16 protein-coding genes are annotated in these 17,400 nt (G+C 49.7%); 9 read left to right on the top strand and 7 right to left on the bottom strand.

The window, feature by feature from the left end:
• Window positions 1-7: 7 nt before the first annotated feature.
• Together OXN25_11285 and OXN25_11280 are read right to left on the bottom strand one after the other, a co-directional pair.
• The gene (locus tag OXN25_11285; protein MDE0425444.1) at window positions 8-772 is read right to left on the bottom strand and encodes a hypothetical protein; all 765 of its coding nucleotides are present in this window, start codon (window positions 770-772) and stop codon (window positions 8-10) included.
• An 81-nt stretch (window positions 773-853) separates the two neighbouring features.
• Window positions 854-1,267, bottom strand: coding sequence for a helix-turn-helix domain-containing protein (locus tag OXN25_11280; protein ID MDE0425443.1), 414 nt, complete (start codon window positions 1,265-1,267; stop codon window positions 854-856).
• A 259-nt stretch (window positions 1,268-1,526) separates the two neighbouring features.
• Between OXN25_11280 and OXN25_11275 the strand changes: the two genes are divergently transcribed.
• The 8 genes from OXN25_11275 to OXN25_11240 all read left to right on the top strand — a co-directional run bounded on the left by OXN25_11275 (window position 1,527) and on the right by OXN25_11240 (window position 9,196).
• The gene (locus OXN25_11275; GenBank protein MDE0425442.1) at window positions 1,527-2,546 is read left to right on the top strand and encodes a Gfo/Idh/MocA family oxidoreductase; all 1,020 of its coding nucleotides are present in this window, start codon (window positions 1,527-1,529) and stop codon (window positions 2,544-2,546) included.
• Window positions 2,547-2,605: 59 nt separating this feature from the next.
• The gene (locus OXN25_11270) at window positions 2,606-3,298 is read left to right on the top strand and encodes a hypothetical protein (protein ID MDE0425441.1); all 693 of its coding nucleotides are present in this window, start codon (window positions 2,606-2,608) and stop codon (window positions 3,296-3,298) included.
• Window positions 3,299-3,451: 153 nt separating this feature from the next.
• A complete protein-coding gene (locus OXN25_11265; GenBank protein ID MDE0425440.1) occupies window positions 3,452-3,622 on the top strand; it encodes a hypothetical protein in 171 nt (56 codons plus the stop codon).
• A 278-nt stretch (window positions 3,623-3,900) separates the two neighbouring features.
• The gene (locus OXN25_11260; GenBank protein MDE0425439.1) at window positions 3,901-4,086 is read left to right on the top strand and encodes a hypothetical protein; all 186 of its coding nucleotides are present in this window, start codon (window positions 3,901-3,903) and stop codon (window positions 4,084-4,086) included.
• 10 nt (window positions 4,087-4,096) lie between these two features.
• Entirely contained in the window at window positions 4,097-4,606 is a 510-nt protein-coding gene (locus OXN25_11255; GenBank protein MDE0425438.1) for a hypothetical protein, read from the top strand.
• A gap of 4 nt (window positions 4,607-4,610) precedes the next feature.
• Window positions 4,611-5,225 carry a hypothetical protein gene (locus OXN25_11250; protein ID MDE0425437.1) on the top strand — a complete coding sequence of 205 codons (615 nt, stop codon included), beginning with the start codon at window positions 4,611-4,613 and terminating at the stop codon, window positions 5,223-5,225.
• Between the two features lie 22 nt (window positions 5,226-5,247).
• A complete protein-coding gene (locus OXN25_11245; protein MDE0425436.1) occupies window positions 5,248-7,512 on the top strand; it encodes a hypothetical protein in 2,265 nt (754 codons plus the stop codon).
• Between the two features lie 424 nt (window positions 7,513-7,936).
• The gene (locus OXN25_11240; GenBank protein ID MDE0425435.1) at window positions 7,937-9,196 is read left to right on the top strand and encodes a DegT/DnrJ/EryC1/StrS family aminotransferase; all 1,260 of its coding nucleotides are present in this window, start codon (window positions 7,937-7,939) and stop codon (window positions 9,194-9,196) included.
• Between the two features lie 8 nt (window positions 9,197-9,204).
• Here OXN25_11240 and OXN25_11235 read toward each other — a convergent pair whose 3' ends face one another.
• Window positions 9,205-9,978 (bottom strand): GNAT family N-acetyltransferase, encoded by a 774-nt coding sequence (locus tag OXN25_11235; protein MDE0425434.1) that lies wholly within the window; start codon window positions 9,976-9,978, stop codon window positions 9,205-9,207.
• Window positions 9,979-10,171: 193 nt separating this feature from the next.
• Here OXN25_11235 and OXN25_11230 point away from each other — a divergent pair, with 193 nt between their 5' ends.
• A complete protein-coding gene (locus OXN25_11230) occupies window positions 10,172-10,975 on the top strand; it encodes an MBL fold metallo-hydrolase (protein ID MDE0425433.1) in 804 nt (267 codons plus the stop codon).
• Window positions 10,976-11,020: 45 nt separating this feature from the next.
• Here the strand turns inward: OXN25_11230 and OXN25_11225 are convergent, their stop codons facing one another.
• From OXN25_11225 to OXN25_11210, 4 genes are all read right to left on the bottom strand, one after another.
• Window positions 11,021-12,907: an HlyD family efflux transporter periplasmic adaptor subunit gene (locus OXN25_11225; protein ID MDE0425432.1), complete on the bottom strand. Its 1,887-nt coding sequence runs from the start codon at window positions 12,905-12,907 to the stop codon at window positions 11,021-11,023.
• 145 nt (window positions 12,908-13,052) lie between these two features.
• The gene (locus OXN25_11220; GenBank protein ID MDE0425431.1) at window positions 13,053-14,372 is read right to left on the bottom strand and encodes an ABC transporter permease; all 1,320 of its coding nucleotides are present in this window, start codon (window positions 14,370-14,372) and stop codon (window positions 13,053-13,055) included.
• Window positions 14,373-14,384: 12 nt separating this feature from the next.
• Window positions 14,385-15,689: an ABC transporter permease gene (locus OXN25_11215; GenBank protein ID MDE0425430.1), complete on the bottom strand. Its 1,305-nt coding sequence runs from the start codon at window positions 15,687-15,689 to the stop codon at window positions 14,385-14,387.
• Window positions 15,690-15,884: 195 nt separating this feature from the next.
• Window positions 15,885-17,186 (bottom strand): ABC transporter permease, encoded by a 1,302-nt coding sequence (locus OXN25_11210; protein ID MDE0425429.1) that lies wholly within the window; start codon window positions 17,184-17,186, stop codon window positions 15,885-15,887.
• Between the last annotated feature and the right edge of the window lie 214 nt (window positions 17,187-17,400).

The raw sequence follows: 17,400 nt of genomic DNA, 5'->3' as shown, positions 1-17,400 counted from the left end.
TCCATCTCTAATACTGGGTTTTTACTGCTGCCCAAGTTGTTGTGGCTTTTCCGCCGGGTTCGACAGGAAAAGGGTTCAGATTGTCTCTAAAGTATTCGTATTCAACCTCTAAACTTCCTGCACCCGCAGCAACACCGGCGTAGACACCGAGCCATACGGGGGGTGTGAGGTCAAATTCGGTCACACCGATTTCAATCCAATCCTCATTTTCCTTGGTTTTATACCAAGCACTGTATTCATCACCATCTCTGGCGAGTCGGAGGAAGAGTTCGGTTTCTCCAAATTCAGGGGTGAATCCGGCGTTTCCAGTAAGACCGCCACCGCCTTCATTCTGTTTCGTCTGATACTGGATCTGTCCCTTCGCAGCTGCATCTCGGGACCAGAATTTGATGGTAACCCAGTTATCGTCCGACGGGCTTTTCACGACGAGTCCATTGACCCCGGAACTGGTGTCCCATCTGGCGAAGAAGTGGGTTTCAACATCGAATATATCTGTGTCGGTCTCCTGATATAGGAAATGAGACATATCGTTTGCCCAGAGATTTCGATTGGGTTCACTGTCGATGTAAAGGAAGTCCGCACGGGTTTCGCCAACGTCCCATTTTGGGGGTTCGTTTTGCCATTCCCAATTCGGGTTCTGTAATTTGCCCTTCTCAAAGGGGTCGCCGAACGATTCGTCTGCGGCGACTGCTATACCTCCGAAAAGGAGCATGAGTAAGCACACACTGGCACTATACTTGCTAATTTTTCTAATTAATAGTTGAGTTCGCATAAGTCTATTTTATACCTCCTGTTTTTAATTTTAAAACAAATTGTCGGGGTTGTCAAGATATATCAAAATTAGGCGCGGCGGTCAATCTCGCTTTATGCCGACGACGACATTCTCAGATAACACGTCTTCGGGTATGACGACGAAAATCTTTCCGGATTCGGAACCTGCGCTCTGCTTTTCCAGATACTGCCTTATTTCATTCTCATCAAGAAGGACTGCCCCGTCAGTAGATTCAGGCAGAGGTGTCCGTTTAGAACCGAACTTTCGGATCCATTTGAAAATGGTACTCGGTGCCACCGAAAACATCCGAGCAATTGTGCTAATAGAGACCCCACGGCAATATAGGAAAACGGCTAAGGCTCTTTGCCACGGGGGTCTCCCGCGAGTCGTTAGACGGGTGAACTGGAAGCCGCAGGCTTTACATTTGTAGCGTTGGCTTCCTCTAACTTTCCCGTTTTTGACAGCGTCTTCCCGTTTGCATCGCGGACAGTTCATCGTAGTCTACCTCTCCTTTAAGATGTAATTAGGAGAAAGTATAACATAAAAATTGTTGCTATGCAATAAACCTCGCTTTCGGAAAATTTCCCTTGTTATTTTTTTCGGCATTGTATATTATATCCTTTAGGCAAAAAATTTAGGGACTGATATTACAGGTGAAAGATGGATTTTAGAAACAAATTGTCAGGCTCGATCGGAACTTGAGTAGGAGCACGCTATGCTTCGGAGCGCGTCCAGCGCGTAAAGGAGAACGATTATGGCAGGGAAACTGAAAGTTGCAGCAGTTGGGTGCGGTGGCATTGGGCATCTACATCAACTCGGCTACCTCCAGCATCCGGGTGCAGAATTGGTGGCAGTGTGTGATATAGATACCGCCAAGGCGAAGACGCGTGCCGAAGAACTCGGTGTCGCCAACTGGTACCCCTCCATTAAAGAGATGCTCGCCCATGAAGAGTGCGACTTGGTAGACGTTGTAACGGCTGACTATTTGCATTTCGAGCCGGTGATGGAGTGTCTCGAAGCGGGCAAACATGTTATTTCCGAAAAACCGCTGTCGCTATACATTAACGAGGCGGAACAGATGGTGGCAAAAGCGGAAGAGAAAGGGGTTTACCTCGCTATTGATTATAACCGACGGTTCGCACCCGGATACGTCCAAGCACGGAAATGGTTTGACGCTGGGGAGATTGGACAGACTTACTACTTAGACATGAAATTATCTCAAGGGGGTCCGGCTTCGACGTGGAAAGGTGAATATTACCTTCTCTATGAACTACAAACCCACGCTATCGACCTGCTGCGGTGGTTTGGCGGTGAAATCGTCGCTGTTTGTGCACAAATGGCAAAGCCACGCGAGCACGAGGCGCGCGAAGGTGAAGAGGCATGCTATACGAGCATGGCTATCTCTTTTCGTTATGAAACAAAAGTGGTTGCGACATTGATGGCAAGTTGGGATAGCGACTTCATCCATCCAATTGAACATCTTGAAATCTGCGGCTCCGATGGCGAAATCGTCGTTGATAACGTCCTCACACGTGCGACCTTGATGAAACGCAATAGTCAGGTGGTTGAAGAATATCGTCCTTCCATTTTTAGAGACGAGCAACTTGCCTTTAATGGGACTTTTGCCCTGCGAATGGCGGCACTCGTTGACGATTTGCTTGCTGACCAGCCACCAGCACCAACTGGTAGAGACGGCTTGCAAGCCCTACGGATAACTGAAGCGATTGTGGAATCATGGAAGGAAAAACGTGAGGTAACGGTTAAGATTGATTAGTGCAGGCGGGTAAACGATTTCGCACACAAGCCGTTTCTATATGCAAGGAGGGTCAAATTATGAAACATTGTTTGTCTGTTTTAAGAGACGGTCATCGGTCATTACTTGCGGGTTCTTCATATTCAACTGTGTGTGCTTGTGTTGTGTCTCTTATTTTTCTGTTTCTGGCAATGAGTTGCGGGCCGCCCCCTCAAGGACAGTATCATGTTCCTGAATCGGCGATCCAAGCTGCGGAGAGGAACGTACCAGAGCAAGCAAAGCAAAGCACCGGTGGCAGTTTACCTGAGAGTGCTATGGTCCATTTGGAGCGGCTGCCTTACCTGAGAAACGCCTTCAAGGGACCTCCACCACCAGCGAATAGGTCCGGGCTTGACGATTTTTATGCCAGGACGCGAGCAACGGTTCAGCACGCCGCTGTTCTTTCTGACGGCTCCCTTGATATCCTAAAGGCATTTATTGCCAAAGGGTGGGCACCGATTGTGATGATTCGCTTGCAAGGACGCAACACCGAGATTTTACCTATTTCGCGTTACAATGATCAGTCGAGCGAAATATTTCTCCAGAATCCAGTCAATCTGGGTGAGCGGCGGATAAGTTACGCTGATTTTGAGAAATCTTGGGCTATGGATTCTCGGAACAAATGTGTTTTAATCACACCCCAGCAGCTCACTGAAGTAGACATCCAGAAAGTGTTAGGGCGATATTTACCTGCAGAGGCATTCCAAGAGATGCGCCTCCTCAGGAGCCGCTAATACCACTCGTGAGGGAAACTGTTGGACGCTTTGCACCGCTGTCCGATTGTCTGTTGCTTTGAAGATGTTGACAATAATGTTTACGAAAAAAATATTTGACATTTTTTGAGATGTGGGTTATAATTATATTTCGGGTATGGTGGCACTCCAAAAGTGCTGCCCCGCATATTGCGAGTCCCTTCACACTGGAGCCTTGAAGATGCTGAACCGATTGATGAACACGATGAAGTCAAACAGACAGATACCACGTGTGGCGTGCCTGAACAGCTGCTATGCGGCAGCAGTTCCTGTCTCTCTGCTATCACCGTGTGTTTCTTCGGTTAACATCACGATTTACCCCCCCCCCACTTAAGTTAAGTATTTTACTTCACAAAATACAAGACAGTCTTTCTCACGATTGCCAAAACCCTTTCTACCCAGATACTGCCTTCCGCAGATACACGGCAGGTAGCCTGGGTTCTTCGCGTTGCATCGCAGCATACCCCGAAAAACCAGGCACCCCGCGACGCGACTACTTTCCTTTGACGATACCCTCGAAATGTGGTATACTGCTCTACGTCTCGGGGTATCGTCATTACGTTTACGATAAGGAGTTATACCCCATGCGAGACGATATGAAATACTGGAGACTGGCACTCCTGCTTTTCTGTGTTGTGCTGACACTCGGATACGGGGCGTTACGAACGCACACCCCGAGTCCGCCCTGTTCAGGGACCTCTGTCTTCTGTGCCCCCGAAACACCGCTGCCGTGTCAACCCGTGGTCTGTCAGGATGCGGCTAACAGCTAAGGAGTCGTTTATGTTTTTCAAGCGTTGGCGATTTGATGTGTGTGTTGTGTTGGTGATCTGTTGTCCGTTGGGTCTTTATTGTTTACAAGCACAGCCCGAAGAGTCGACAGAAGCGATAAAGCGTTTTGCCGCGCTGTCCAAGGCAGCCCCCCGACCTCTCGAAAGCGATGTCTTTGTTGAGGGTGATACATTTTCAGAAACGCTTGACAGCGATTTCTACCAAACGATTATTCAGAATAACCTATTCGCGCCCCTCGGCACGGACTTGAACCCAAAGCAGAACAGAGGTGCGCACTTGAAACTTCTCGCCACGCAGGTGTATCCTGCGGAGCCTGTCGCCGCAACCGCATGGATACAGGACACCGCGACGGACGAATACCGAAAGGTGTTTCTCGGTGATTCGATCCACGGGTTGATGCTCACTGATGTTCAGCCGAAATCCGTCAGACTCGAAAAAGATGGCGAGACGGTGCTCTTACACCTTGCCACCGATATTTTTCTCAACACCGTAAGGAGATAAACGCATGTTGAATCGACTGTTATCCAAGAATCGTGTTTTCATGGCACTCGTGCTGGCAGTGGTTTTCGTCGCCAGTGGTCTGTTGTATCTGAACACCGTCAACCGCCAAGCCACCCGGGACATCCAACGCACCCAAGAGCGCGTAAACGCCCCGAAACCGCCACCCCCGGGCGAAACCGCCGAGAGCGGACACTGGCACGGCGATGAATGGCACGCCGAACCCCATGAACCTATAGAAGTTTCCGAAGGACAGGTCTCACAATCCTCAACACCCACAGAACGTACCCAAGTGCAGGGCGAACACGACGGTCTCGTGCCAATAAACGGACAGATCGCCCCACTGATGCCGGCGGTATCACCCCCCACACAAGAGGATATCGATATCAACCGCGCGTGGCGCGAGTGGTCGAAAAAGCATAACGAACTTAATGAGCAATTCTTGCAAGCTTCTCGCAAAGATATAGAACTACTACCAACGACAAAAGAGGAGCAGGAACGATTCGATAATGATCCGGAGTGGCAACGCAGATATAACGAAGCGTTGCACAAAACTGCCAAGATATACGAAATGATAGAAGCACATGAGAAGGAAAACCCGCTACTTCAGGAGAGTAAGTGATACACTTTCAGGAGTTTGATATATGAGATATAAAGCGACTTTTCTGATTTACGGTCTTGTCGGGGTGATATTGGCGTGCTTGATTGTGTCTGTGCGTGCAGCTAATCAGAATTCCAATCCTTGTGATTCCTATCTGACAGACTATCTTGAGAAAACAAAGGTTTATGAGGATGCAAGGGATACACTCGTTCGTGCCAAGGTAGCAACCGCAAAAGCTTCTCCAAGTGGGAATGTACCTCCTGAATATAAGGAATATGAGGACGAATACGATTCAAATACCAATGATTTCTTTAACAAATTGAAGGATGGTATGTCTACGCATCCGAAAGTTCCATCGAATACGTTAGGAATTCTTACCGGCTTGTCGCAGGCAAGCCAACAGTATCAACTCATGCAAGTGGAGGCTGCAGCACTTGAAGCCGCCAACAATGCCTTCACTGCACAACAGGAAGCCGAAAAAGCCCTTTCCAATTGCCAAGGTCAGTCGATAGTGACGATCTGGTGTGAGCGCGGTGCGGACTGCCAAATGGCACAGAGGGGATCAAGCAATACCAATCCGAAGGCGCATCAAACCCTGAACTGTCCCGATAAGATCAAAGGGTTATTGGGCATCAAAGTGAATTGTCCAGAAAAGTTGTGGAGTTGCGATCCGACGTACATCTGTCCGCGAAGTTCGGATCATGTGTCAGACGTGGTGTGTCGCGGTCCGTGTGGTAAGCCTGTTCTCGAGGTGGCGGGCGTTCCGTTCGATGGGGATCACCAAACGATATGTACCGAGACTGCGTGGCGTTCTGAGACAGTTCGCATCAATGATGAGACCTACATCCGCAAGTATGTGCCATCGGGAAGTGATGCGCGGTGTCCGCAGGGCGTGTATTACCATTGCAACATCGGGCTGCCGTGTCCGAATGCCGCGAATCATGTCGGTTCTGATGAGACGGTGACGGAGAAGTATATTGATTCAAATGGCAACGAGGTGCCGAATCCCGCCACGCCGTTGGCGTGTGGTCATACTGTGGGTTCAGCGGGGATTCATCTGCGGGTGTCTTGTGAGTTTTGTAGCGAACAGTTTTATTTTTGCGCTGAGGGTTTAGGGCATGGTATGGCGCGGTGTCCTCGCAATGAGAGCGGGGAGACGTGCACGGTCAGTGGGGGGCGGATGATCCTGTGTGCCGATCCCCCGCATGTTCATCAATACCCGAGCGCTCCGAAGCAGACGCAAGCCGACGCGGCTCCGACATCCGAGAGCAATACTGACAAGAATGATGGGAAGACGCCGAAGCAGACGGGTGCTTCTAAGGAGATGGTGTTAGCGGCGTGTGGTGTTCACACGATAGAGAAGGGGTCGTCCTCGGCACACTCTCATCGCGAGGTGTCGTGTCGGCTCGATGGCTATGGCAATGCGTGTGATCCGGGGTCTTACTACGTCTGTCAGGAAGATGAGCATCGTCACCAGTATCCGAACACGCCGAAAGGTTTCCGTAAGGTGATTGTCTGTCCTGCCCATGCGTGGACGGGTTGCAAAGGGACGAAGTCGCATGCCGAGACGTGTCCTGCGGGACATTCGTATTATACGTGTAATAAGGCAGCGACAGCGGCGCATGAAGCACATACCGCCTCGGATGCCAGTCCGAAGTCTCCGTCGAAGAACACCCCTAACAATGATGGGCACTCGGGTTCAAATCCGAACAACAATAACGGAAATTCTAACAACAAAGGTGGAGATTCCTCGGAAGGTGTTCGCAAGTGTGGGCATCCGAAGTCGATGGGTGGGGATCATTCGTTTGTCGCGTCGTGTACCGAGACGAATGCCAATGGGGATACGTGTCAGCGGACCTCAGGGTATTGGCCGTGTAGGGGTCAACATACGCACAAGTTCCCGGAACCTGAAGCACGGCGGAAGTGTGGGCATTTGAAGTCTGCGTCTGGCGATCATTCGTTTATCGCGTCGTGTCCGGCGACGAATGCCAATGGGGATACGTGTCAGCGGACCTCGGGATATTGGCCGTGTAAGGGGCAACATACGCACTTGTTTCCGGAATCGAGTTCCTCCTCGTCAAGTTCGTCATCAAGTGCTTCGTCGAGTGCCAACAACAATAATGATGATGACTCGGACGACGCTTCGGATGACGACTCGGATGATGCCGACGAAAACCTCGTCAAGTGTGGTCGTCCCAAGTGTGGCTCGATGGTCTCATCGGCGAGCGCGCATAAAAGCACCTGCGGACGCGGACATTCCTATTGGTCGTGTAAAACCGAAGCCGTCGCCGCACATCTGAATCATTAGCAGAGACATCCCAGAGAAAGGACGTGACGGTGCGTTGCGTCCTTTCGCCCATATTGAGCAAACACCCCTAAACCAACGATTTACCTCTCGCCCTACGTACACAACACGGAGAAACCGAGGTTTCCTTTGATCTGCTTGTACCATCACGAGTTGCCGGTCAAAGCGATCGTCTGCGGCTTGAATCGTTCGGAAGGGACAATCAAAACACATCTGTGAAACGCACGCCTCCAACTCCAAGAGGACTTGACATCTTACCTAAAAAATCAAGACGCGCCTTGAATTGCGCGAAATACGAGAAAACAGCGTGAAAACGGACAAAACAACAAGACACTTATCCGTTGACAAAAACGAAAGCGTCTGGTAAGGTATTACCATGTTTTAGGTTTTTTCTTAGTGATGTCTGAAGCTTTCTGGAGGGCGAGAGATGGCAGAACGTTTAGCAATAGATGGTGGAACCCCCGTTATCGCAGAACCGATACCCGGCGGGATGCACGGTCCGAGTGTCATAGATCAACGTGAGATTGATGCTGTGACCGAGGTCTTACAAAGTGGGAAGCTTTTTCGGTTCGTTGAGGATTCAAATGTAGCGAATTTTGAAAAAGAAGCAGCGGCGCACCTCGGTGCCAAACACGCCTTGATGGTGAACTCAGGGACCTCGGCGATCGTCTGTGCACTCACCGGTGTTGGTATCGGCCCCGGGGATGAGGTGATTCTGCCCGGCTATACTTTTATCGCAACTGCTGCTGCCATTGTTGGCGTGGGTGCGATTCCGGTGATAGCGGAGATTGACGATTCACTTGGCTTAGATGTCGCTGATGTGGAACGGAAAATCACGCCGCATACCAAAGCCATTTTACCGGTGCACATGCAAGGTGTACCGTGTCGGCTTGAAGCGATTGTCGAACTCGCCAAGAAGCATAATCTCTTGGTCGTTGAAGATTGCTGTCAATGCGTTGGCGGACAGTATAAAGGGAAATACGCAGGCACGTGGAGCGACGCAGGGGCATGGAGCCTCAACTACTACAAGGTAATCTCTTGTGGGGAGGGCGGTCTTGTCTTTACTGATGACTACGATGTCTATGAGCGCGCGGCGTTCGCGGCGGAACCCGGTCTGCCGATGTGGATGAGCGATTCTGAGTGGCAGAATAAACCGTTTTCGCGACAGTGCTACCGAACCAGCGAAATATTAGGTGCGATTGCACGTGTACAACTCTCAAAGTTGGAAGGCATCTTGGCACATACACGCCGACTCAAAAAGGCGTTCATCGCCGAACTCGCCGAGACGCCGAAGGGCTACATCCGACAACATGTCGATGATCCGAGTGGGGAGTGTGGTATCAGTGCCGCGATTATTGTGAAAGATGTGGAACTTGCCAAAAAGTACGCCGATGCGCTCAAGGCGGAGGGACTCAACGCTGGCACGGCTTACAATGAAGGCTTCCCGGATCGCCATATTTATACGTATTGGGATTCAATTCTGTTCAAACATTCACCGGATGCATCAGGGTATCCGTGGAAAGATCCGCGCTACAAAGGCGATGTCGAGTACTCGCGGGATATGTGTCCGCAGACACTATCCATCCTCGGTCGCGCGCTACGGTTCGGATTCAACGTCAACATGCAGGAAGAGCACGCTCGACTGATGGCAGCTGCTATCAATAAGGTCGATGACGCGCTCGGATAGTAGAGAGTCTATTTTGGTGAGTTTGGGATGACATAGGTGCGCCGACCGATTTCAGTGAAACCGAGTTTTTGCGCGACACGGAGCGAAGCGTGGTTGTCTTCACCGCAACTCCAAGCCGGTACTTTGCCTTTCGCTTGAATTTCTTGTGCAACGAGGGAGGCAGCAGCCGTGGAAAATCCTTTTTTCCGCCACGCCTCCAGTGTAGAGACCCCAATGTCGGCATGTAGGTCGGTCTCGGCGTAAGTATGCGCGATAGCGACGATGTTGCCGTCTACAACGGCTCCAGCAGCGATGCCATATGTTATCATCGCTGCGTGTGTTTTGTAGCCGTTGCCTTGGATTTCCGCAGGTGCTTTCGACAGACGCTCGACATCTTCTAATGTCAAAAGGCGTACCTCGTGGGAGGGGTTTGGAACCCCAAGGCAATGGACAGGTGCTAAGAGTGCGTGGCAGACATCGCCGTAATAACGGACGGGTGTGCCCAGGTCGGCTTCAATAAGTGCACCGAGGGGTTCAGCGCACGCCGACTCTACGTTGACACAACCCCAACCGTCAGTGGCTTTTAGCAGTTGCCACAATGTGTCAGCATCGCTCCCAAAACCACACGGCTCATCCGGACAATACGCATCGAAAACGAGTGCTGCTGTGACGTTTGATAATGTGCCAGCGATGTAGGCATCGCACATTCCCTGCTGTAAGCGAGACGCGGAGATAACCGTCATCGGTGTATCACCAATGACCTCAGCCAGTGTAAGACATTCTTGGGACGTAAGTTTAGTCATTGTAATAGTTGTTGGTTATTAGTTGTCGGTTGTCAGTAACTCGTTTTAGGTATTGCAATCGTTCTCAACTGCCACAGGTCCTACTGATAGTTAATAGCCATTAAGAAACCTTCATAACCCAAAATAGATTTGACTTAACCGGAAACCACCGTGAAACGAAGTGGAACGGTGACCAGATTTAATAGTTAAAAATATGAAGATTACGATTTTAGGTTCAGGCACCTCAACAGGCGTTCCTGAGTATAAGTGTGACTGTGAAACTTGCGAAGATGCACGGGACGTTAACTCAAAAAACTATCGGACCCGCTCGTCAATCCATATCGAGAAAGATGGTAAACATCTTCAATTCGACTTAGGACCCAATTTCATGGATCAGATCGTCCGAAATCGCATTGATTGGATAGATGCTGTCATCTTTACACACTCCCACGCCGATCACGTTAGCGGAACGAACGATATTGTGATGCCGTGCCGAAAACAGCAGATGGATATGCCTGTCTACGGTCCCGAACAAACAATGGGCATCTTACAACGCAACTTCGATTATATGTTCACGAAGGAGACGTTCCAAGGCGGTGGGGTCGGGCATTTACTGCCCAACGTGGTTGAAGAAAAGGAGAAATTGGCGTTGCACGGGTTCGAGATTCTGTCGATTCCAGTCGAACACGGAAACGTTCCTACCTACGGATACCGCATCGATAATTTTGGGTATTTACCAGATGTCAAAAGGCTGCCGCAAGCCTCACAGGATCTGCTAAACGGAATTGAGGTGTTAGTAATTGATGCGCTTAGCTTCAATCCGAGGCATCCGACGCATCTCTCGGTCGGCGAGGCGTTAGAAATTAGCGAAGCACTGAAAACGAAGGAAACCTATTTTACCCATATCATGCATCGGCTGGATCACCGGTATTTCCCGGAGCAGTGTGAAGAGATGGAGATCGAACTTCCCGACAATGCCTACCTTGCTTACGATGGTCAGGTGATTCAGGTGTCTTAAATAATATTGCCTCGATCCGGAGATCGAGGCAATGGATGCTTTTTTTTATCTACCGAATCCACCACCTTGCGGCGGTTTCCGTTGTTGTAGAATAACACGATCGCCGTCGGTTACACCGCTTTTGATAACGACCTCCGTCGCGTTTTGCATACCAGTTTCAATAGGCGTTCTTTTGCCACTGCCACTGCCATCGTCTAACATAACGGACTTCCCTTTTAAGAGGTTCACTTGTGCACTCACACCATCCGCTTTCTTTTGCCCGTTGATAAGCAGCGATATAGTCGCAGGACCCGGCATAATACCGCGCTGTGAACCATCCAAACGGAAGGTGACGGTACCGTTTCCGGCACTCTCAATCGTACCATTAAAGGTCTTCTCGCTGACTGTTTGCATCGTGATGGGTCGATTCGGTTTGAATGGGGATGTATTACCGACCTGTGCGTTGACAATCGCGCCCTTTTCGTTGATAACCGCGTCAATGGGTGCTATCAGGACGCTTTTTTCTTCATAGGTGATGATGTCAACGTCCGCACTCATACCCGGGCGGAGTTCTTCAGGAGACCCTACCACTTCCACCATCACCTCAAAAGAGATGATATTGTCCTGTTCCTGTCCGCTGGGTGAAATCTCGTAGACTCGACCTTCATAGGTTTTGTTTTGGAAGGCATCGACGACGATTTCTGCTCTCTGATCCAAGCGTAGCCGTTCCATATCAACCTCATTGATAAAGGTCTTGACTACCATTTTGGAGGGATCAACGATTGTCATAAGCGGTGGACTTTGCGAGAAGGCAGAGCGACCGGAGGTCACGATTTCTCCCTCTTCGAGTTCAAGGAGCGTAACGATGCCCGCCATCGGTGCCCGAATCGTAGTCCATTCAAGCCGTTCTGCTTCGTTCTTCAGGCTACTTTCCCGGCGAAGTTTATTCGCTTCGGCACTGACTTTGGATTGCTCAGTCAAGGATTTTTCATTATCGTAAGTGAGCATCAGTTCCTGAAGTTGGGTTTCGGAATTATCGACGCGGAGTTGCGCCTCTTCCTCGCTTTTTTTGCGCATTTTTTTGAGGTTTTCGAGGTTCAACTTCTGGTTTTCAAGCGTCGCTTCACGGTTCGCTATGGAACTTAGGCGTACATTAATAGTCCGCTCTTGGGAAACGATGGTCTGCTTCTGCGACTCAACCCGCTTCTGGGAAGTCTCATACTGCGCATCTGCATTCGCGTGTTGTGCCTGTGCATCTTCCAAAGCTTTTTTGGAGACTAACCCTTTTTCAAAAAGTTCTGTGTTCCGATCGAGTTCCGACTTGGCGTTATCCAAGGAAATCTTGGCAGATTTCATGGAGGTTTCTTGCTCTGCCAATGTAATTTTTGCCTGTTCGAGCGCGATTTTGGCTTGCTCTAAGGCTATCTTGTCTTGGTCGAGCGAGTTCTGCGTCGTCTGAATGTCTGTCTCTGCTTGGCTGATTTGTGTTATGGTCGTGGCTTTGACGGTCTCAAGATTCGCTTGTGCAATTTTCAAGTCTGCGTCCGCCTGCGTCAGTTGACTTTCAAGCCGTTCATTTTTAAGCTCAATGTTTAGTTGTGCTTGCGTGAGTTGTGCCTGGGCAGCCCGGACATCCGCTCTTGCCTGTGAAACACCTTCTTGATAGAGTTCGGGATCAAGTCGCATCAGTACTTGATCTTTTTCAACCCTATCGCTGTTCTTAACGAGAAGTTCGACGATCTCACCTTCGACGTTGGATTTGACTTCTACATCAATGAGGGGTTCTAAGTTGCCGGTTGCACTGATGCGCATTTGGAAATCGTCGCGTTTAATAACCTCAATTCTCTGAGCGAGTGCCGGGTCGGTTCCGTTTTTCCCACGTCCGAGTACAACCCAACCGATGGCGACGACGAGCACCAAAACAACGGCAACGGTAATAATTAGATTTCTCAAGGCTAATTCCTCCTGGAGAATGTTCGGTGGTGCCTGCCGGTTGAATGTTTTTCTGGGGCCAGGCACCATTTCATCGGGATAGACGTTTAAGGGCCGACCCCGCCGATATATTCAATAGTCCTTTCAAGTAGCACATCCGAGCAAACTAATCGGAGCGGAGTGCTTCAACAGGTGTGAGTTTCGCTGCTTTATTGGCTGGGTACAGTCCGAAGAAAACTCCGATAGCGACAGAAACCAGTAAAGCGATTACCATCGTGCCAAATGAAACCACTGAGGGCCAATTGCTCCCTTCCCAGACAAACCTCGAAATGAGTGCGGCGGTGCCGCGTCCCATAAAGATGCCTAAGATTGCACCGAGAATACCACCAGAGAGCGTCAGCACTGCTGCCTCAATCAAGAACTGGGACAGAATATCACCACGGGTTGCCCCGAGTGCCTTCCGCAGTCCTATCTCTTTTGTTCTGTCGGTAACAGAGACGAGCATGATGTTCATGACACCGATACCAGCAACCATTAGTGCGATCCCAGCAATCCCCCCCATCAAGGCTTTCATCACCAAGCCGACCTTATTCGCGGTTGCTAATTCTTCGGTGGCTGTCCAGTAGTTGTATTCTTCACCTGTGTTATTGTGCTGTCTTCCTAATATCTGTTTGGCATCCATGATCGCGATCGGAATTGTGCTCACATCCGCTGCTTCAATGCGGATCCGTTCAACGTCTTCGCGTCCTTTAAAGCGCTGCTGAAGCGTGGTAATCGGAATGATGAACCGGTCGTCCCAACCCGACGTGTCCATCGCATCGCCTTTCTCTTCCATGACACCGATGACTTTGAGACGGACCTCATAAAGTCCACTTCGGCTTCTCCATCGAGAAGATTGACGCGAGGCTTTAATCTCTTTCCCAACGGGATCTTCCTGAAGAAAAACCTCTTCGGCGACTTTGGATCCGATGACAGCGACGCTACTCGCCGCTTCCACCTCTTCAGCGGTAAAAAACCGACCGCTTGACGTGTACCAGTTATGCGATTGGTCATACCCGGCAGTGGATGCAACGATACGCGATTCCTTTGTGCGCCCGTTATAATTCACTGTCCAGCCCGGCATATCGTCTTCAGCAACGACGTTCACAACGCCGCGGGCATGCTTGAGAATCTCAAAGGCATCCTCAGTTTCCAGATCTTCAGCGCGGTTTCTTTGCCACCTGCCTCTGCCACGCACGGCAGACCCTGCTGCACGACTCAAAGTGCCTGACTGTTTATCCCAATCGTCCTTATAGACTTCAATCATTTTGGTTCCGCCCGTCCGCTCAATCTCTCGCAAGACCATTGCACTTGACCCGTCGCCGACGGATACCATACTGACAACGGAGGCGACCCCTACGATAATCCCTAAAATCGTCAGGGCAGAGCGGAGTGGGTTTCGCCGCAAACTGGAAATACCTAAAATGACGCATTCAAATAGATTCATTTAGATTCCCTCCTAATCGGTACGGAGTGCTTCAATCGGAGTGAGTGCAGACGCTTTTATCGCAGGATATAACCCGAAAGAGATACCGATTATTGCTGAGAAGGATACAGAAATTAATATCCACTCTGTTGAGATAACCGAGGGCCATTCAGGGACAATTTTGACGATGTTGACGGCGAGCATTGCCATCCCTTCGCCAGCGAAGAGACCCACGAGAACACCCAACGCACCGCCTACACTACACATCCCAACGGCTTCTATTAAGAACTGCAACAGAATGTCGTGGCGTTTTGCACCGACTGCTTTTCTCAAGCCAATCTCGCGAGTCCGTTCCGTTACAGCGACGAGCATCATGTTCATAATGCCGATACCCCCAACGAGGAGCGAAAATCCAGCGATGCTCCCCAAGGCGATTTTGATAACTTTACTAATCTTCTCTAACTGCGCCATACCTTCCCGCATATCCCAGATAGAAAAGAAGTCGTCCTCACCGTTATGTGTCTTTCGAAGGACCGTTTTCACCTCTTCGATGGCTTGCGGAACTTCTTCGACAGTGTGTGCGTGGACGGACATCATAACGATTCTATCATTTCCGGTGAAGCGTTCCTGCGCCGTTGTCAGTGGTAAGAAGATCATGTCGTCTAAGTTCCAGCCGAATCGCAGGCTTCGTCCGCGAGTTTCCATCGTACCAATAACAGTGAAACGTTCGGTGATCCGTTTCTGATCTCTCCTACCGTACCGATCGAAGCGCCCTCCAGACCCTTTGCCGATTTTAATTTCTTTGCCTATCGGTGATGTGTTACCAAATAAAGCAGCAACCACTTCGGAGCCAATCACACAAACTTTGGCTTCATTGTTAATATCTTCGTCTGAAATAAAACGACCTCCCTGAATGTTCCAGTCCATTGCTTCTGCAAAAGATGAGTTTACACCATTATAGCCTGTCCGATGCTCTGTCCCTCCGGCAGCTTGAGCGAGGACACCCCGCCATTCGGGAATCCGCGGAACAACTAATTTAACAGACGGACACTCCGCCTCGATGGCTAACACGTCCTCGTACTCGAAATACTCGTTGCTGCGGTTCGGCACCCAACGGTCTTTTACCCGCTTGTGGCTGCTCCGGTACATCGTAAACTGGTTTACACCGCCCAATTTTTGAGCGTCTTGTAGTACAATCGCCTTCGCACCGTCACCGATAGCAATCATGGCAAGTACCGAGGCGACCCCGATGATAATCCCGAGCATTGTGAGCAAGGAGCGTAATTTGTTCGCACGAATCGCAGAAAGACCAACAGATAACCCTTCAAATATACGCATCTCATGCCTCCCAATTAAATATAGTTCTACAATTTAATAAGTTAGACAGAGAAGATGATAATAAGGTTCGATTTTTTTGTAAAGGTTTTTTGTATTGACGCGCGCCGCTTCGCAATATTCACAATTTCTGATGTATCCTAATTAGACGCAATTAAGGCAAATAGGTTTAGTGCTTTCAGTCTGAAACGGGAGTGGTTAATCCGTCCGGAGTGCCTGAATTGGTGGGAGCAGCGATGCCTTTATCGCCGGATACAACCCGAACGAAATCCCGATTATCGTCGAGAACGATACCGAAATCAGGATCCATTGCAGGGAGATAACGGCGGGCCATTCAGGAACGATTTTAACGATTTTGACGGCGAGCATCGCCATCCCTTCACCCGCAAGCACCCCCAGTCCAACGCCGATTGCACCGCCGACACCGCACATCATAACAGCCTCTATTAAAAACTGCAGGAGAATATCCAACCGTTTTGCACCGACGGCTTTCCGAAGTCCGATCTCGCGCGTACGTTCGCTGACAGCGACGAGCATCATATTCATAATGCCGATACCACCGACCAGCAGCGAGAAACCCGCAATGCTGCCTAAAGTGATTTTAATGACCTTACTAATTTTCTCTAATTGTGCCATACCGGCGTGCATCTCAAACATGCCGATGAAATCGTCTTGGTTTTTGTGTCGTTTCCGAATGACGGCTTTGACTTCTTCAGCTGCTTTCGGGACATCCTCAATGGTGTGGGCGTAAACAACAAACTCATCAATCCTGTCGTTGCCGGTGAAACGTTCTTGTGCAGTTGAGAGCGGAATAAAAGCGAGATTGTCGAAACTCCAGCCGAACCGCAAACTTCTGCCTCTCGGCATGAACGTCCCAACGACTATGAAGCGTTCCGTGAAACGCTTCCCTGTTTTTCGCCCCCACTTATCGTAGTAACTACTACTGCGTGCGATTTTGATTTCTTGTCCGAGCGGTGATTTATCACCGAATAGTGCGGTCGTGACTTCATCACCAAGGACGCAGACTTTTGCGGCGTTTTGGACTTCTTCATCTGTGATAAAACGCCCCTCTTTTATCTTCCAGTCCAATGCCGTTTGATAGGTGGCATCTACGCCGTTATAGCCCGCACGCGTTTCAGCACCATTCGCAGCTTGCATTAACACACCCGACCAATTCCAAATTCGCGGCGTGACGGCGGTCACAGATGGGCATTCTGCCTCAATGGCGAGTACATCTTCGTATTTCAGGTATTCACTGCTACGGTTGCGGACCCAGCGATTATTGACGCGCTTGTACCACGAGCGGTACATGATGATTTGGTTCGCACCACCGAGTTTCTGCGCATCTTGTAGCACAATCTCCTTCGCACCGTCACCGATGGCGATCATTGCCAATACCGAAGCAACCCCGATAATAATGCCGAGCATCGTCAACAACGACCGCATTTTGTTGCTCCGGATCGCAGAAATTCCGACGGATATCCCCTCAACAATACGCATTTTAGCCTCCAAATTATGGTGAGATTTTTTGCTACAAGATTCCCAATTATAGTAAAGTTTAGAATTAATTAGACATTCGTGCTGGCGAGGTTAGGAAACCTCGCCAGCGATGGCAGCGTGTTTTGTGTCTCTTTATTTTTAGACTTCACTATAAATTTTTTACTATAGTTTGGACAATTTTAAAATTTTAGTGTGAAAAAGCAGAAAAGCAGGT

The sequence above is a fragment of the Candidatus Poribacteria bacterium genome (genome assembly GCA_028820845.1).
Lineage (GTDB): Bacteria > Poribacteria > WGA-4E > WGA-4E > WGA-3G > WGA-3G.
The sequence above is the reverse complement of the archived record's forward strand: the minus strand, read 5'-3'. Positions and strand labels throughout refer to the sequence as shown.